We start from the raw sequence: 16,778 nt of genomic DNA on the forward strand, positions 1-16,778 counted from the left end.
TTTTAACACCGCCTTATGGTGTATCCTGCTCTCCCGATTCCAATTCGTGCAGAACGGCTTTTGCTTCGAACTGCTCAATACAAACGCGAATCAGTTTCTCAATCCCTGGCAAAAGCGCATGCGGCTGATTGGACAGAAGCGTTTGAATGTTTTGAAGACAAACTGACGGTTCATCTTGGCGCAAAAGGGCATCACAGCTCACACTGAGAACTTCCGCAATGCGATACAATGTTCGGACCCTCACCATTTTTTGCCCGCGCTCCACCCTGGAAATAAACGCGGTGCTGATGCCGATTTTTTCCGCAAGCTGCGGCTGAGTAAAACCGGCTATATTTCGATATTTGGCCACGTTGTTGCCCATTGTGATTTGGAAATAATTGTCATCCATATTAAAAACACCTTCGCCCGACTAAATGTGCGCATGTCAACGCGGTCTATGAAAAAAGCGGCTCGCTTTGGATGTATGCGGGAGGCTTTACGCAAAATAGTGCAAGGACGACAAGGAAGAATGCCTTCAATTAGCATGCCTCGGTCTCGGAGGGGCATGCTCTTTTTTTATAGCGCTGTGCCTTTTTGGGGGACAAACAATGTACTCATGTCCACGCCCTCAAAGGCAAGCAGCTTCACCTTGGTGGCGATGCCGCCCGCGTAACCTGTCAGACTTCCGTTTGAGCCGACGACGCGGTGGCACGGAATGATGATGGAGATAGGGTTGTGCCCGACCGCACCGCCGACTGCCTGTGCGGACATCGTGGCTTTGTTCGCCGTTGCCGCCATTTGTTTTGCAATGTCCCCGTATGTGGTAACTTTGCCGTATGGAATCGACCGCAATACTTCCCATACGCCTTGGCGGAACGCGCCGCCGATAGGAGCTAACGGAAGTTCAGATGCGTTCGGCATTTTGCCCGCGAAGTAGCGGTCAAGCCAGTCTTTGGTTTTGTTGAACACGGGTATGCCGTCTTGCTCGGCTGCTTTTTCCGGCAGCGTGTCCCCGTGATATTTCTGCCCGTCTATCCAGAGTCCGACGAGTTTCTCACCGTCGCTCGCGAGCGTGAGTTTGCCTATCGGAGATTGATATTCGCAAGAGCAATACATGTTATTTTGTCCCCCCTGAACCATCTCTTTTCCATCTCTTTAGGCGTGTGCGGCAGTGCGCCCTACGCCCCCGCTGTCAGTTGCTTCTGCAGCGCCAGCAGCCGGGCCATGCGCTCGCGTTTGACGGCGGGCGGCGTGTCGTCCGGCAGGCTGGCGGCGGGGGTGCCGGGGCGCTTTGAGTAGATGAACGTGAAAAGATTGTGGAACCGGACGCGCGTGAGCAGTGACAGCGTGTCGGCAAAGTCTGCTTCGCTCTCCCCGGGAAAACCCACGATTACGTCGCTTGTCAGGTCGAGATCCGGCATTCGGGCGCGGGCGTCGTCTATGAGGCGCTCGTAAGACGCCCGGGTGTAGCCGCGGCCCATCGCCCGCAGGATCCGGTCGCTGCCCGACTGAAACGGCAGGTGTAGATGACGCCGGATCTTGGGATTTTCCGCCATTACGTCGAGCATGCGCCGCGTCGCGTCCTTGGGGTGGGAGGTCATGAAGCCGACGGTAAAATCCCCGGAAACCCGGCAGACCGCCGCCAGCAGCGCGGCAAAGTCGATGGGCGGCGTGAGCCCCTTGCCGTAGGAGTTGACGTTTTGCCCCAGCAGCGTCAGCTCCGTGTAGCCGTCCCGAACCAAAGAGGCGACCTCCGCCAGCACGGCCTCCGGCGACCGGCTGCGTTCCCGGCCGCGCACGTGGGGCACGATGCAGTAGGAACAGAAATTGTCGCAGCCGTACATAATGGACACCCAGGCCCGCGGCGGCGCGCTCCGATAGACAGGCAGCCCCTCGGCGAGCGGCCCGCCGCCCTCGTCCCTGTCGAAGATGCGCCCCGTGCGCGACAGCGCCTGCCAGAGGAGTTCCGGAAACCGCGGCAGCGCGTGAGGGCCGAAGACGAGATCGACGTGCCGGTACGAGCGGCGAACCTTCTCCACCGCCTCGGGCTCCTGCATCATACAGCCGCACAGCGCGATGAGCTGGTGCGGCTTGTTTCGCTTCGTGTGGATCAGCGCGCCCACATTGCCCAGCACCCGCATCTCGGCGTGTTCCCGTACGGCGCAGGTGTTGATGACGATGAGATCCGCCTCTTCCTCGCGCGACGTAAAGCCGCAGCCCATCTCAAAGAGCATGCCGCGCAGACGCTCGGAGTCGGCCTCGTTTTGCTGGCAGCCGTACGTGTCCACAAATGCGAGCGGAGGCGCGTCGGCGCCTCCGAACAGAGCCCGCAGACGGGCCATATACGCCTGTTGTTCCGGCGCGTATCCCATGGGTTCACCTCGCGGGGCCGGACGCCCTGTGACGGTGTCCGGCGGAAAAATTTTTTACAGCGAGCTCGGCGTGTAGTTGGGGGCTTCTTTGGTGATGTAGATGTCGTGGGGGTGACTTTCGCGCAGACCGGCGCCCGTGATGGAGATGAAGCGCCCGTGCTGCTGGAGATGGGGGATGTCCGGCGCGCCGCAGTAGAACATGCCGGCCTTGATGCCGCCGGTGAACTGGTAGACCACCTCGGAGACAGGCCCCTTGTACGGCACGCGCCCCTCGACGCCCTCGGGCACCAATTTCTTGTTTTCATCTTGGAAATAGCGGTCGCTGCTGCCCTTCGCCTGCTGCATGGCGCCGATCGACCCCATACCCCGGTAAACTTTGAAGCGGCGGCCCTGGTAGATCTCATTGTCACCGGTGGCCTCCTCGCAGCCGGCAAACAGCGAACCGATCATCACGACGTCGCCGCCGGCGGCCAGCGCCTTGACGATGTCGCCCGAATACTGGATGCCGCCGTCGGCGACGACGGGGATGCCATACTGCTGGGCCGTACAGGCCGCGTCGTAGATGGCGGTGATCTGCGGCACGCCGATGCCGGCTACCACGCGCGTCGTACAGATGGAGCCCGGCCCGATCCCCACCTTGACGGCGTCGGCGCCGGCCTCGCACAGCGCGCGCGCGCCCTCGGCGGTCGCGACGTTGCCGGCCACGAGCTGCGCCTCGGGCCAGCGTGCTTTCAGTGTCTGCAGGGCGTCCAAAATGCCCTTGGAGTGTCCGTGCGCCGAGTCGAGCACCAGCGCGTCCGCGCCCACCTCCAGCAGGGCGGAGGCCCTATCCATCATGTCGGCGGTACAGCCGAGGGCCGCGGCCGCGAGCAGCCGTCCGTCGGCGTCGCGCGCCGAATGCGGGTACATGACGGCCTTTTCGATGTCCTTGATGGTGATAAGCCCCTTGAGGGCGAAGTGTTCGTCCACAAGGGGCAGTTTTTCGATCTTATGGCGGCGCAGGATCTCCTTGGCCTCGGTCAGCGTGGTGCCCACCGGCGCCGTGATCAGGCGGTCGCTCGTCATCACCTCGGAGATCGACCGGGAGAGGTCCTCTTCAAATTTGAGATCGCGGTTTGTCAAAATGCCCACCAAGCGTCCGTTCTGACAGATGGGCACCCCGGAGATGCGGTACTTCGCCATCAAGTTGTCGGCGTCCTCCAGCAGATGTTCCGGAGAGAGGTAAAACGGATTTGTGATGACGCCGTTTTCCGACCGCTTGACTCTGTCCACCTCCACGGCCTGCTGTTCGATGGACATGTTTTTGTGGATGACGCCGATCCCGCCCTCACGCGCGAGGGCGATGGCCATGCGATTCTCGGTGACGGTGTCCATGGCGGCGCTCATCAGCGGCACGTTGAGGACGATGGATTTTGTCAGGTGGGTGCGCAGGTCGATCGCGCGCGGAAGGGTTTCGCTGTGCGCGGGCATCAGCAGGACGTCGTCGAACGTGAGGCCGGCTTTGCTGAATTTGACGGCAAAATCCGCATTGACCATAAAAGAGCCCCCCTGTATATTATCAAAAGTGAGAAGATTCGACACGCGGCTGTCGTGGTCTGTATCTCACAATTCTACTACATACAGGGGGGTCTGTCAAGCGAACGAAACTCCCAAAATTAAGAAATTCTTGCCGTTTCAACAGTCTTCGCGCCCGGCGGCGCGGTGTCATGGCCCGGCTGCTCTCAGCGCCGACAGGCTCATCGAACGCAGGTCCGCGCACGTTTCTCTGGCGGCGGCACGGCGTGCGGCGATCGCGTCGTCGAGGGTCGCGTAGGGCGTAGCGCCGAGGCGGCTGTAGTGGATCTCGTTGTAGCCGGCGTCCCGCAGCTTCTGAAGGGCCGGCACGGCGTCGTAGGACAGCTGAAAGATCAGATACTCCTCATAGGCGTGTTCCGTCTGCCCGGAGAGAAAGCGGTCCACGTTGAAGTGGGCGATGCGCGCGTCGATGTTGGCAAAATTCAGTGCTGTATACCCTACCACCAGCGTCGCCGTCAGGAGGCGGAAGAATCGGACATGCGGCCACAGCGTCTTGCAGAGGACGCCGACGAGCAGCACCGCCATCACCGCCATACCCCAGAGCGTAAACGTGCGCAGGATCGTCAGCCCGTGGACGGCGATGTACAGGCCCATCCTGTACGCCGCCGAGACGAGCATGACCGCCGTGAAACCCATGATCACCGCGCACAGGGCCCGTACGGTTCGCCAGGGTCCCAGGCGGGACCTGTCGGACAGATGCAGGCAGCCGAGCGTCAGCACGAGGTTCAGGCCGGCGACGTAACACAGTTCGAAGAAGCCGGCACGCGCATACTGCGCATAGCCGGACACACCCGCGGGCAGTTGGGACGTCGTGCCGCCGAACAGGTAGACAAATTGGACGGCGCAAAACAGCGCATAGAGCAGCGCGAAGAGGAGCAGCGCCGTTGTGATGATCAGAGGCGGCGTCCGGCCGGCGGCGGCGGCGCGCGGCCCGGCGGCCAGCGCGCGATGCCGGAACCCGTAGGCGGCGCTGTAAAACAGGAGCCCCAGAAGGGCGCCGAGGAAGAGACGCGTCAAAAAGACCCCGAGGTCGGCGGATATCCAGGCAAAGGACGACTGTACCAGGCGGCCGAACACCGCGTCCGCTCCGACGAGCCAAAGCAGCGCGAGGGCCAGCAGCGGGCACGCGACCGCCAGGCCGATCAGCACGTGCAGGAAGGGCTTCCCGCGCCCGGCCCCGGACAAGGAGCGCGCCGCGCCGAAGGGCCGCGCGAGGTGCGCAAACGGGAGGTAGAAAAAATTGACCGCGCCGCGCAGCAATGTGCGCGGGCTGTCCCAGGGCGTGTTCTCCCCGTCCCGCAGCAAAAGCAGCAGGATGACGGACAGCCCGGCCAGCGCGAGGAGGTTGAAGGTGGCGAGCAGCCGGTTCGAGAACAGCAGGAAGGGCAGCGCGAGGGCCAGCAGCGCCGCGTACAGCACGAGGCAGGGCGCGGAGGGCCTGGCCGGCCGCCGACCGGCCGTGTACAAAAAGAGGGTCAGGTGCGCGAAGAGGAAGTACAAAAGGAGCCCCGCCTGGGGCGGACCGGCGCGTACCCCCAAAATCTGCACCCACAGGAAGCCAGCCAGCCACGCGCCGGCCAGCATCCACCGGTCGGGCCCGTCGTAGGTGTGGACCCGGCGGACATGGGCGGACGGCGGCGTTCCCCAAGGCGTACCGGAACCGTAGCCGCCGTAGGGCAGCCAGGCCGGGCTGGGAGGCGCCGTAGGGCGCATCGGGCTTGCCGCCGCCCCTGCCGGTTCGGCGCGCGGCGGCGCGGGTTGCGGGTCCGTGCCCTCGGGGTGCGCCGGCCCGGCAGGCGGCGGTGTGGGATCTGGCGGGCCGCCGTGCTGCGGCGAGGGGCGCTCAGGGATTTTATCCATCGTCTTCCTCTCCTTCCACGTATTCGAGAATGTCGCCGGGCTGGCATCCGAGCGCCCGGCAGATGGCCGCCAGCGTCGAGAAACGGACGGCCCGCGCGCGGTTGTTCTTCAGGACAGACAGATTGGCGTGCGTGAGGCCGACCAGCGCGGACAGTTCCGACAGGCCGATCTTGTGGCGCGCCATCATGACGTCGAGATTGACGATGATCGGCATATGACTCCCTCCACGGCGCGTGCGGCGCCGGCATCCGGCCTCAGATTACGAGATCGTTGTCATCCTTGAGACGCGCGGCCTGTTCGAACAGGCGGGCCATCACGCGGCACAGGAGGCCCGCGACGAAGAACACCGGTATGAACAGTGTGTTGTAGGTGGTGAGGATTTGATAGAGGCCGTGCGTCGACCACTCGATGCACAGCCGCACAAGCGCGGACGCCGAGATGACAAACAGGCAGAGGGCCGCCGTGCTGACACGGCGGGCGTTTTCCAGCACGAAGAGCCGCAGCGCGGCCAAATTTTTCAGCACGGCGCGGGCCTGCCAGAGGATGACGGCCGCGCATGCGCCGCAGACCTCGTAAAATGTGAGCCGCCAGAAAAACTCCGGCCATTGGTTTCGGTCGAGCGGGAAAAAGCTCAGCCGGAACGCGCCGCGAAACGGATCCGCCCACTCGGCGTTGAACCGCAAAGACAGGAACGGGGGCAGCAGCAGCAGCCCGGCGAGGTTGAGGACAAATGCCCCCGTGAGGATCCAAAATAGCAGCGCCGACAATGTCTCTGTGGCGTCGGTCTTCATGATGTCCGCCTCCTATGCGCCCGTTTGACTCAGCCGGATGCGGCCTGTCAGAGATCATTATAAAGACTGTCATCTCGTTTGTCAATCTTTTTTTATTGATAATCGATAATTTTATATTGATAGTCAGTGCGACCCGACGCCAAATACCGAACGGCCGCCGAAATCATCAGAGATTTCAGCGGCCGTTCGGCAGATTGGGTAAGAGGGAGGGGCATCCTGTCATCCCGCTTCCGGGTCATTGGCCGGCGCCCGACGAGGTGCGTTCGGTGGGAGAAATCCATCCGAAGCGGCCCTGATGCCGTCGGCGTAGGCCCGGTGCGCGACCGGAAGGTCGGGGAAGAATCCATAGGAGACCGGTGCGCGGAGGTGGGCTTACGGACCCTCAAGAATCCGGCGCTCACCTCGCGCTTTGGTGGACAATTCTAGTATCGAAAGGATTCTCCCAAACTTTACATTTTTTTTAACAGGTGCTTCCGCACATTGTCGAGGAATGTCCCCGTGTCACGCTTGTACACCCGGCCTTTTTGTGATATAGTGAATAACAAACCATTACAAACCACCTGCGCGGGCGAGAGGGGGGCCATCCGTGGGCAAACGCATCCTCGTCACATCCGGAAAAGGCGGCACCGGGAAGACCTCCGTCACCGCCGGCATCGCCTCCTGTCTGGCCGCGTTGGGGCGCCGGGTGGTCTGTGTGGATGCCGACGTCGGGCTGCGCAACATGGACCTTGCGCTCGGCGTGGCGGACGCGGCCGCACTCGACTTCGGCGATGTCATGGCGGGGCATGCGTCTCTCGACGAGGCGCTGAGCGCCCCGCCGGGCCTTCCGAGTCTTTTCCTGCTCGCCGCGCCGTCGGAGATGCAGGCGGAGCAGATGACGTCGGAGGCCTTTGCCCGGCTGACGGCCGAGCTCGCCGAGCGCTTCGACTACTGTTTTGTGGATTCCCCCGCCGGTCTGGGGGCGGGGTTTCAGATGGCGGCGGCCGGCTGTGACCGCGCGCTGGTGGTCAGTCTGTTGGAGCCGGCGGCGCTGCGCGACGCGGCCCGCGCGGTGGAAGCGTTGGAGCAGGCCGGTGTGATGGGGGCCACATTGGTGATCAACCGGGTGCGGCCCCGGATGCTGCGGGAGCCGGGCGCCGCGAATGTGGATGACGCGATGGATGCCGTGGGCCTCCCGCTGCTCGGCGTCGTACCGGAGGACGTGGCGGTGATTCATGCGGGAAACCAGAATGTACCGGTGATTTTATATGCAAGAAAAGGCGCCGCGCAGGCCTATCTTGACATGGCCCGGCGGCTCGACGGGCAGCGGGTGCCGCTGCCCCGGGGCGTCAAAGCGCGGTACTGACACCAAGGAAAAGACAGGGCCGGGGGGTCCGCCGGGCGAAGCAGTGCGCGGCTTTGCCGCAGGGGACCCGACAGCCGTGAAATAAGGAGGACGTAACGAATGAACATTGCTCTGATCGCACATGATATGAAGAAAGAATTGATGGTACAATTTTGTATTGCCTACCGGGGGATCCTGCTGCGCCACAGCTTATGCGCGACGGCGACGACGGGCAAGCTGGTCGAGAGCGCCGTCGGCCTGCCGGTCAAGCGCTTTTTGTCGGGCCCGCAGGGCGGCGAGCAGCAGATCGGCGCGCGCATCGCCTACAACGAGATCGACCTCGTGCTGTTCTTCCGCGACCCGATGGCGACGGCCCTGCATGAGTCGGACAACGCCCTGCTGCGCCTGTGCGACATGCACAATGTGCCGATCGCCACCAACGTGGCCACCGCCGAGGTGCTGGTGCATGGTTTGGCGCGCGGCGACCTGGACTGGCGCGACATCGTCAACCCAAAGAACAAAGCGGAGCGCTGAGGATATCTCCGCGCCGCCGCCCGGGTCTGGCCCCGCGGTGGGTCTCCGGCGCGAGACACGTTCACAAGTGTATCATTTGACAGTTCCTCACGACGCGCAGCGTCCTGTACGGGCGCCGCGCCTTGTAGGTGGGCAAAAATAGAAATTTTTTCCATTTTTATTGTGCGTCGGCGCGTAGATTTGGCGTTGTACAAAAAAATAGGAAAAACGATTGACAGAGGGCAGAGAGCTGTGCTATACTATTCTGGCGTGGATTTTATGCCGGAGTGGCGGAACTGGCAGACGCACGGGACTTAAAATCCCGCGGCTTGAAAAAGCCGTACCGGTTCAAGCCCGGTCTCCGGCACCAGCGCCTTGAGGCGTTCCCCGGCGCATGTCGGGCGGGCTTTGGTTACGTATGGTTTTGTCGTGGCCATGGCGCGACGATTCGTCTGGCGCATAGCCTGGCGAAGGGGCTTGCAAGGCAAAGTCGTCCGTTTCAATATCGCGGGGTGGAGCAGTCCGGTAGCTCGTTGGGCTCATAACCCAAAGGTCGGTGGTTCAAATCCGCCCCCCGCAACCAAAAAGCATTGACAAAAAAGATGCACACGTGAAAAAGCCGCTTGTTTAGCGGCTTTTTTGCATTTCTGAGGGCAAAAATTAGGACTACCGCGTCGCAGATACAAAGCGGGCGTTTCCCCATTTGCACATTGCCTTCCTGGATGATGTATGCGGCGGTGGCGACGATTTCGGCGGCGCGGCTCCCAAATGCTCCGCGTAGGCAGCTGTGCAGCGCCATGTCGCGGCGGCACTTGAAGGCAGGGTAGCCGTAGCCGTAGCGCCAAAGGCGTATGTCCGGCGCGTCGGGGCTGGTGTGGAACATTCCGATTGTAGGCGCTTAGAGTCAACACTCAAATGAGAAATTTTCTCATTTGAGTGTTGACTTTTTCTGAAATATGGATATAATAGAAAATGAGCTGTAAGCGTCAAGCACAGGCGCACATAGTGGCGGCGACACGAAGAGGTATAATCGACGACGCTTACAATGAGCGGATATAAAGGAGCGCATTCAATATGCTTTTGCAATTTAATTTTAAAAACTTCAAGTCTTTTCGCGATGATACGACCTTGGATTTAACTGCCACAAAAATCTCTGAATACAGTAATCATGTTATTGCAGTTGGAAACGAAAATGTTCTCCCTGTTGCGGCTATTTTTGGAGCTAATGCCAGCGGAAAGTCTAATGTTCAAGAAGCTTTTAGGTATATGTCCACTTATGTTGTTAGCTCTTTCAGCTACGGCGGCGATGAATCTTGGAAGAAGAGTAAGTCCGAATTTTTACAGCCAACGCCATTCTTGTTTGATGCTAACAGTAAGGATGCAGAATCCTCTTTTGAAGTATATTTTATTTCTTCCAAAGAGGCTGGAGCAAAGATATATAATTACGGTTTTACTGTTGATCAAGTCGGGATAAATGAAGAATGGCTCAACTATAGGTCAAAGTCATCGCGCAGCGAGTACAAAAGGATTTTTTACAGAAATAGGAAAGAACTTGATTTGTCAGGGATTATACCTAAAAGTCAAGAAAATCTTAAAATAGCTCTCGAAAAGGAAACTCTAATTGTTTCACTTGGCGCAAAGCTGAAAATTGCCAAATTAAAGTTGATCCGCGACTGGTTTTTGGATAACGAATTTGCTGACTTTGGGCGCCCTGTCGAGAATTTCTTTTTATCGGAACTTCTGCCAGATGATTTTGTTAAGAGCAAAGACGTCCAGCAAAAAGTCGTAAATTATTTCTCTGCATTTGATCCTTCTATTATAAGCTTTGAAGTCGAAAGGTTAGAAGATAGTGACGATAAAAAGTCTTCAGAAGTACGAATCGATGCAATTCATAAAATGATAGCTTCTGACGAAACGACAACAATTCCGTTGAAGTTAGAATCGGCAGGTACACTAAAAATGTTTGCTCTGTATCCCTTGTTGCAGAAAGTGCTGGAAACGAGTGGTGTGTTGTTTGTAGATGAATTAAATGCACGACTCCACCCACTTCTCGTCCGGACTTTTATTATTACTTTCCTGAATCCAGACACAAACCCAAATCACGCTCAACTTTTGTTCACGTCTCACGATTCGTGGCAGCTCAATAGCAATATTTTGCGTCGTGATGAAGTATGGTTTACCGAAAAAACAGACACGGGTATTTCCAGCCTCTACTCATTGGCGGATTTTGTTGATGAAGATGGAGTTAAAATTCGAAAGGATGAAAACTACGAAAAGAATTATCTGCTGGGGAAATATGGTGCCATTCCTACCATGAAGTGTTTTGATATATTCAAGGGGGAATAGCCATGGTTGATAGAATTGGGAAACGAAAACCTCGCGAAGAATTATTAAAACGCCGTATTCCCCAATTGGGCTACTATTTTATTGTAACTGACACAAAAGAAACAGAGCGAAACTATATGTTTGGCTTGCGAGATTCTATCTCTAAAGAATTACAAGGTAAACTTGTAATAAAAGTTTGCAAAGCAAAAACAATTGAGCTTGTTAGCGAGGCTCTTAATATGGCTTCACTACAACCTCAATATGGTGAACCTTGGATTGTATTTGATAGAGATCAGGTACAAGAGTTTGATCAAATAATTTCGCTGGCAAAAGAAAAGAGCATAAATGTCGGCTGGTCAAACCCTTGCATTGAAATTTGGTTCAATGCATATTTCGGAGAAATGCCTGCATATCAAGATTCGATAGCGTGTTGTAATGGCTTTGAGAAAAAATATTTGCAGGCAGTAAAACAAAAATATGAGAAATCCGATGCTGCTATATACTCAAAACTATGTCGTTATGGCAATGAAAAAGAAGCAATAGAAATTGCAACTAAAAAGTATGTTGAACACGAAAGGAACTGTAATACCAAGCCCTCGGAGATGTGTCCCTGTACCACGGTACATATGTTAATTAAAGAAATAAAAGAAAAGATAGAAAAGGAGTGAACCTTGGTTTTATATGCAGACAATTAATCAAGAATCTATAATCAAGAACCTATTTTGAGCCGTGTTGAGACGACAAAAGAAGACAAAGAAGAAATGGATTATATACTCGCCAGAGGCGGATGTCAGCGTCGAAATGACGCTGACATCCGCCTCTAGTTTTGTGTGCATCCGTCAGCTCAGCGATCTGTCAGCGGTTTGTATCCGTCGTCCCAGAAAAAGAATTGGTATGACGCGGCTTCGGACGCGTATGCGACGGAAGCCTCCGCGGTCACTTCGTCTCCGGCGGAAAGCGTGTGCCGCGCGACGTCGACGGCGAGCAGCCGCCCGTTTGCGTCATATGACGCGACAATCAGACGAAACGCGATGTCTGCCATGGCCTTGACTGCGAACTGCGGGCTGTACGCGGCGCCGGGAGGCGCCGATATCGGCTTGATGACAAGGCGGTTGTCGGTCGATATACTTTTGACGTCCTCTTCAAATACGCCGGAAACGGTGACATTGTGATTCGGCATGATAAACGAGTCTCCGACGATGGCGATGTCTGCGGAACCGTCCGCCGTGTATTGTAAGCTGCCTTCGACCAGATGGTACCCGTCGTCCGGTTTGGCGATTACCGTTATCTCCGTCCCCTGTTCCGCCGTGTCCGGGGCGGCGATGATGCGGCCGTTCGCGATACCGGGCGCGACGGCAATGCTGTGAGCCGCTTCTCCCAGCGTGATCGCGGACACGCTGATGTTGCCCCATGTCGTGTCGTACGCAACAGTCGTCACCAGTGTAACGGTGAGGCTCTGAGCGGGTTCCAGGGTGTAACCCACCCTAAACACGGAATATTGCGCCGGCGTGCCGCCGGCTTGGGCGCCTGTATCGTAGTGACTTGACGCCGTTTTGACGACATGGCCGCCGCTGTCGATCACATCGACCCGAAACTCAGCCTTCGCCGACCACGCACCGATATAGACGTTCAGCGTCTGCGCGGTTTCACTGTAGGGGGCGCTGAATGTGAGGCCGTTGTCTGCTTTTTCAAACACGACACCCTGTGCGTGGCTTCCCGACGGCACGCGGGTTCCGTCGGTGTACGAGAATGTGGCCGTGCCGCTGTTGGGATTCATTTTTGTGATGCCAATCAGCGGCGCGACGTTGCCGATGCCTGTACCGTTTTGCTTGTGTTCGATGTTGCCGAGCGTCGTTGTGTTGAACAATTTCCAGTCTTTGGACCCCTCGCGCGTCAGGTTTACCGACGTCGGCTGCGCTTCGCTCACGATGTACAGATTCTCGTCCGGGACATCGCTCGGCGGCTCTGGCGAGACATCGGTTTCAGACAAGGTGATCGCCTGTAAAATATTGCTGGAAGCCCAAGACGTACTGGCGTTGTGACTGCCGTATACCCTGACGGTGACCTGATCCGACGGCGACAGTTTAAACTCGATTTCGAAAGCCTGGCCCGTCAGACCGCTCGTCGCGTCCCGCTCAACAGAGTCCGTATACATCGTCAGGCCGTTGACATTGAATTCGACGTTCAATTTGCCGCCCCAAATCGCTGTATACAAGGTGAGTATCTGGCTTTTGTCGCTGTGAACCGGCACGGCAAACGAAATCTCACCGCCGATGCCTCTGACGATCAGTCCGCGATAGCTGACGGGGGCGGAATCTTTGGCGTCTGACCACGTAAAAGCGAATTTACAGTCGTTCGCGACGCCGTCAGTCTGAACCGCCTGCAGGGCGCCGATCAACGGCGCCGCCGTGTTCTTTCGCGCGGGGCTTGTCACACTGCCGCTGTTGAACTGCACCCAGTCCGATGAACCTTCCTCGGTGAGGTTGACGCTGCCCGACGCCGCCCCTTTCCTGCCGTATATGTACGTGCGTTCCGCCGGTTCAATCGCTTTGACGACAACCCTTTGTACCACAGTCACGGTGACGTCTCTGTATGTTATCGTCACCGTGATGTTTGTGGCGGCGTCGTTTTGCGGCTTGACGGGAAAGACGACCGCTCCGTTGCCCATGACGCCGGTGTTTGACACAGTCTTCGATACGGCGAACGAAAGCACGCTGCCGTAAATTTTTCCGACGACACCTTCAAATGCGAGCGGTGTTTTGATGTCGTCAAAACCGAGGTTGCCGTTCAATACGATGTCTTTTACAGATTCCCAGTCGTCATAGGCGCGCTCGCGGTCACTGTGGCGGCGTGATTCAGGAGTTTCGCTCCTCACGTCGCTCATATCTCCTTCCACGTCGTTTATCACGCCCGAAACCGCGACGTAGCAGCGCTGATAGTTTGTCAGATCGGAAATCACTGCGGGGAGAGAGGAAACGAAACGTTTTTCGGTCAGATTGTCCGCGTCGGGGCCGTAGTAGATATTGAAACCGGTGTAGGCCACGCCGTTTAGGTCGGCGTTCACCGTCAGACTGCCGTCGCCGGATGTGAGCGTGATGTTCTTGATGATTTCAGGGTAGCAATGGCCGCCGTCGTCAAGCGTGATCGATTTGAGAGAGACTTCGCCGGAGCCGTCTGTGATCGTATACTTGACAATGAGATCGTTGCCGTCAGAGGCCGCCCGGTACGGAATTTCAACGAGAAACGCCTTCTCCGCCGAACCCGCCGACACCGTTTTTGAAAATTCTGGCGCGGAAGCGTCGGACAGCGATGCGGAGATAACGGCCGATGCATTTTGAATGCCGAGCGCGAGCCGCAGCGTCTTTATGCCCGTTCCGGCTTTTGTCATGACCATAAAGCCGTCGCGCACGCCCTTTTTGACGTACTCATAGCTATTTGTGCCCACGATGGACGAGAGTGTTTCGCTTTTGCGCACCGCGGCGTTTCTGTAGCCGATGGTGTTGATGTTGTAAATGCTGCCGTCCGGATTTCTGCCCGCCTGATTTTTCAGACCATCCGTCACGGCGCTGTTCGGAGTATCTGTAAACAGTATGTGCTCGCCGGCCCCGGCGGGGTCAAATCCGGCAAGCACAGCCGTTTTGCCGGACAGGTAAGCGCCCTCGCCGACGTCCGTCCCCGCGACGGCAAATGCATTTTCCCCGGCCTTGACGGCAAACGTCTGTACCGCGCCGCCATTTTTTACGTTGAGCGTGAACGGCTGCTGCGCGCTGACTGTGATTCTGACGGCCGACTCCGCCGTCAGACGCGGCTGCGCTCTGACGCTGAATGTGTTGCCCGCCATCCATAGATTGTCTATACCATTGCCTTCCGTCAGCAGCATGTTCCAGCTCACCGTGTTGCGCGGCGCGTCCAGCGTGATGCCGAGAATGTCTTCAATGATTGAACCGATCGCCAAAGCGCCCGTCCAGCCCACAAAATTGGAGCGCGACGGTTGGGTGTCACTGCTTTCCGTAGAACCGGGGATGTCCCATTCTGACGAATAGTTTTCCCACAGCGTATACAGGTAGTTGTTGTAGCGGTCATACGCACCGCTTGCGCGCACGCGCTCCAGCGCATCTATGTGGCGGACGGCCTCCTGAAACGCCAGCTTGTCATAGCCGTATCGCTGCAGACCTTTGATGTACTGGTAAGACGTCGGAGACCACATCGCGCCGTTCCAGTATCCGCCCGTCGGCTTGAAACTGCTGTAATCATACGCGACGGTAGACAGTCCCTGCGGGCGGAACATTTTCTCAGAGTTGCGCGCATAGAGGCGGATCATGCGTTCGGCCTGTTCCGGCGTGGCCGCGCCCGCCGCCAGCGCCCAAAGCCCGGTCGGCGTGACGATGTTGGTGAAAGCGGTGCCGGCCTGATTGATGTTGAAAAAGAACGAGCCTTCCTCGCTCCACATTTTCGTTTGGAGCAGTTCGTACAGTTCCGTCATCTCTTGCTCATACCGCGCCGCAGTCTCTGCATTGCCGACAGTTTCGGCCATCAGTTTTATGTAGTATGCGTACTGATACTGCTGAAAGCTCAAGTCGTTGGCCGACTGCCCCGTGCCCTGGTTCGGCGTATTGTCCAATCCGTTACCCTGCCCGTTGGACGTGTAAAGCCCGGTCGTCACACGCCATTGGCGCTTGTTGTATTGAAAATTCTCGTCCATGCGGGTAAGGATTGTTTTGCCGTTTATCACTTTTGTAAAGCGGCTTGCGTCGCCGTGCACTTTGTACTGCTCCCATTCCGCCCAGCCGAACAGGGGCGGGTTGTTCCCGCTGATATTGTTGTATTGGTGCCAGGCGTTTGCGTTGGATTCGCTCATTCTGCGCGGGATATAACCCAAACCCGCACCGCTGTCAATCTGGTGGTAATAGAAATTGTCCATCGAGCTCAGTGTCGGAAATTCGGCGAAACCGTACTTGTCAAACATCATCATAAAAAGCGTATCCCACTGGAATATTGTGTCGTCAAATGCTTCGTCGACATAATACACATCTTCCGGGTTCAGCGCTGTATTGGCCTTCTTGATATTCGACTTGTGCGATTGCCACGCCGCATTGTACAGGGCTTCCCAATTTTTGTGCCGCTCGAAATAAACGGACGGTACGTTGTCGATATCAACAACATAGCCGCCCGCGACAGTCTCCGGCGCGGACATGACCGGCACCACACCGAGACCCGTCAGGCATGATAATGCCACAGCCAGGGACAGTACGCCGGCGATAACAGCATTTTTTCGCATTGTCATACACCTCTTCAGACATGTAAGTTTGATTGCGCTAAGTGCGATATTTGCAAGCGCGGGCACATAGACACTACCACCACTACTATACCACAAACGGTCTGCAATGTCAAAAGAAAAGGCAATATTTTTGTACATCTCGACGATTTTCACTCAATTTTTCGCGTAACAGTCCGATGCGCCGTAAAGTGGCCTTGCTTTTATTGTGATAAGAAAATGCACTCACAAAAACGCGTCCAGCACAATTTTGACGCCGAGCGCGGACGGCGTGAAATTGTGTCGCGAGCCGCGACACAATTGAGCTGGTCTCATTTTGTTGAAATTTTGCCGCTTAAATCGCAGGAAGCGAAGATATATTATCTGGAAGAAGCGGCACGGGGATATCTCGGCAGGGATGAGTTCCGCGAATTTATTTCCCGCAAAGCATTTGAGCGAAAAGAAATCGCGGACACGCAAATCAGCGCCACGTCGCCCATTCCGGCAGGAGCGTTCCGAGAGCCATAAAAGCAATACAGCTGGGATATATGTTAATATTTGGTTATAACTAGTAAAAAATTACTTTGCATTAAACAAGAGACACCATTCAGAGAACGAAGAGAGGGCGATGATAAAAGGGAAATTTTGGACAATAGGTAGACGTTTAGGGTCTGTCGGAAAATAAAGTGTGCAGTTGGCGCAGCAATTTTGTGTCCCGGCAAGGCGCCGGGTTCCGCGAATACTTGTAGTATTCAAGGGTTCCGGCAACGCGGCCGGGGTGCAAA

General features: G+C 56.9%; 13 protein-coding genes and 2 tRNA genes. 7 read left to right on the forward strand and 8 right to left on the reverse strand.

From position 1 onward, the window contains the following. Nucleotides 1-13 precede the first annotated feature (13 nt). From LBK75_08075 to LBK75_08105, 7 genes are all read right to left on the reverse strand, one after another. Nucleotides 14-388, reverse strand: coding sequence for a helix-turn-helix domain-containing protein (locus tag LBK75_08075; protein MDR1158246.1), 375 nt, complete (start codon nucleotides 386-388; stop codon nucleotides 14-16). A 167-nt stretch (nucleotides 389-555) separates the two neighbouring features. Then, complete coding sequence (locus LBK75_08080) at nucleotides 556-1,095, reverse strand: methylated-DNA--[protein]-cysteine S-methyltransferase (protein ID MDR1158247.1); 540 nt, start codon at nucleotides 1,093-1,095, stop codon at nucleotides 556-558. A 62-nt stretch (nucleotides 1,096-1,157) separates the two neighbouring features. Continuing rightward, complete coding sequence (gene miaB / locus LBK75_08085; protein MDR1158248.1) at nucleotides 1,158-2,351, reverse strand: tRNA (N6-isopentenyl adenosine(37)-C2)-methylthiotransferase MiaB; 1,194 nt, start codon at nucleotides 2,349-2,351, stop codon at nucleotides 1,158-1,160. Between the two features lie 54 nt (nucleotides 2,352-2,405). Continuing rightward, nucleotides 2,406-3,887, reverse strand: a complete 1,482-nt coding sequence (gene guaB / locus LBK75_08090) for an IMP dehydrogenase (GenBank protein ID MDR1158249.1) — start codon at nucleotides 3,885-3,887, stop codon at nucleotides 2,406-2,408. Between the two features lie 168 nt (nucleotides 3,888-4,055). After that, nucleotides 4,056-5,786, reverse strand: a complete 1,731-nt coding sequence (locus LBK75_08095) for a DUF4173 domain-containing protein (GenBank protein ID MDR1158250.1) — start codon at nucleotides 5,784-5,786, stop codon at nucleotides 4,056-4,058. Next, on the reverse strand, nucleotides 5,779-6,000 hold the full coding sequence (locus LBK75_08100) for a helix-turn-helix transcriptional regulator (GenBank protein ID MDR1158251.1): 222 nt from the start codon (nucleotides 5,998-6,000) through the stop codon (nucleotides 5,779-5,781). Before LBK75_08100 ends, LBK75_08095 begins: the two co-directional genes overlap by 8 nt. A gap of 40 nt (nucleotides 6,001-6,040) precedes the next feature. Further along, nucleotides 6,041-6,577: a DUF2975 domain-containing protein gene (locus tag LBK75_08105; protein ID MDR1158252.1), complete on the reverse strand. Its 537-nt coding sequence runs from the start codon at nucleotides 6,575-6,577 to the stop codon at nucleotides 6,041-6,043. Between the two features lie 586 nt (nucleotides 6,578-7,163). Here LBK75_08105 and minD point away from each other — a divergent pair. The 6 genes from minD (at nucleotide 7,164) to LBK75_08135 (ending at nucleotide 11,407) form a co-directional block, all read left to right on the forward strand. Next, the gene (gene minD / locus LBK75_08110; GenBank protein ID MDR1158253.1) at nucleotides 7,164-7,922 is read left to right on the forward strand and encodes a septum site-determining protein MinD; all 759 of its coding nucleotides are present in this window, start codon (nucleotides 7,164-7,166) and stop codon (nucleotides 7,920-7,922) included. A 99-nt stretch (nucleotides 7,923-8,021) separates the two neighbouring features. Further along, nucleotides 8,022-8,435, forward strand: coding sequence for a methylglyoxal synthase (locus LBK75_08115; GenBank protein ID MDR1158254.1), 414 nt, complete (start codon nucleotides 8,022-8,024; stop codon nucleotides 8,433-8,435). A 260-nt stretch (nucleotides 8,436-8,695) separates the two neighbouring features. Next, a tRNA-Leu gene (locus LBK75_08120) sits at nucleotides 8,696-8,784 on the forward strand. A gap of 136 nt (nucleotides 8,785-8,920) precedes the next feature. After that, nucleotides 8,921-8,997 (forward strand) — tRNA-Met (locus LBK75_08125). Between the two features lie 491 nt (nucleotides 8,998-9,488). Beyond that, nucleotides 9,489-10,760: an ATP-binding protein gene (locus LBK75_08130; protein MDR1158255.1), complete on the forward strand. Its 1,272-nt coding sequence runs from the start codon at nucleotides 9,489-9,491 to the stop codon at nucleotides 10,758-10,760. 2 nt (nucleotides 10,761-10,762) lie between these two features. After that, the gene (locus tag LBK75_08135; protein MDR1158256.1) at nucleotides 10,763-11,407 is read left to right on the forward strand and encodes an RloB family protein; all 645 of its coding nucleotides are present in this window, start codon (nucleotides 10,763-10,765) and stop codon (nucleotides 11,405-11,407) included. A 176-nt stretch (nucleotides 11,408-11,583) separates the two neighbouring features. Here the strand turns inward: LBK75_08135 and LBK75_08140 are convergent, their stop codons facing one another. Next, nucleotides 11,584-16,017 carry a hypothetical protein gene (locus LBK75_08140; protein ID MDR1158257.1) on the reverse strand — a complete coding sequence of 1,478 codons (4,434 nt, stop codon included), beginning with the start codon at nucleotides 16,015-16,017 and terminating at the stop codon, nucleotides 11,584-11,586. Nucleotides 16,018-16,233: 216 nt separating this feature from the next. Here LBK75_08140 and LBK75_08145 point away from each other — a divergent pair, with 216 nt between their 5' ends. Further along, nucleotides 16,234-16,521, forward strand: coding sequence for a DUF1016 N-terminal domain-containing protein (locus LBK75_08145; GenBank protein ID MDR1158258.1), 288 nt, complete (start codon nucleotides 16,234-16,236; stop codon nucleotides 16,519-16,521). Nucleotides 16,522-16,778: the final 257 nt, after the last annotated feature.

This window comes from Oscillospiraceae bacterium, from assembly GCA_031265355.1.
Lineage (GTDB): Bacteria > Bacillota > Clostridia > Oscillospirales > UBA929 > JAIRTA01.

What these genes read in the sequence shown, in the direction of transcription:
- LBK75_08100 (MDR1158251.1), bottom strand. Translation starts at nt 6,000, where the DNA reads ATGCCGATCATCGTCAATCTCGACGTCATGATGGCGCGCCACAAGATC.
- LBK75_08075 (MDR1158246.1), bottom strand. Translation starts at nt 388, where the DNA reads ATGGATGACAATTATTTCCAAATCACAATGGGCAACAACGTGGCCAAA.
- LBK75_08105 (MDR1158252.1), bottom strand. Translation starts at nt 6,577, where the DNA reads ATGAAGACCGACGCCACAGAGACATTGTCGGCGCTGCTATTTTGGATC.
- LBK75_08145 (MDR1158258.1), top strand. Translation starts at nt 16,234, where the DNA reads ATGCACTCACAAAAACGCGTCCAGCACAATTTTGACGCCGAGCGCGGA.
- LBK75_08130 (MDR1158255.1), top strand. Translation starts at nt 9,489, where the DNA reads ATGCTTTTGCAATTTAATTTTAAAAACTTCAAGTCTTTTCGCGATGAT.
- LBK75_08095 (MDR1158250.1), bottom strand. Translation starts at nt 5,786, where the DNA reads ATGGATAAAATCCCTGAGCGCCCCTCGCCGCAGCACGGCGGCCCGCCA.
- LBK75_08080 (MDR1158247.1), bottom strand. Translation starts at nt 1,095, where the DNA reads ATGTATTGCTCTTGCGAATATCAATCTCCGATAGGCAAACTCACGCTC.
- LBK75_08135 (MDR1158256.1), top strand. Translation starts at nt 10,763, where the DNA reads ATGGTTGATAGAATTGGGAAACGAAAACCTCGCGAAGAATTATTAAAA.
- miaB (MDR1158248.1), bottom strand. Translation starts at nt 2,351, where the DNA reads ATGGGATACGCGCCGGAACAACAGGCGTATATGGCCCGTCTGCGGGCT.
- LBK75_08140 (MDR1158257.1), bottom strand. Translation starts at nt 16,017, where the DNA reads ATGCGAAAAAATGCTGTTATCGCCGGCGTACTGTCCCTGGCTGTGGCA.
- guaB (MDR1158249.1), bottom strand. Translation starts at nt 3,887, where the DNA reads ATGGTCAATGCGGATTTTGCCGTCAAATTCAGCAAAGCCGGCCTCACG.
- LBK75_08115 (MDR1158254.1), top strand. Translation starts at nt 8,022, where the DNA reads ATGAACATTGCTCTGATCGCACATGATATGAAGAAAGAATTGATGGTA.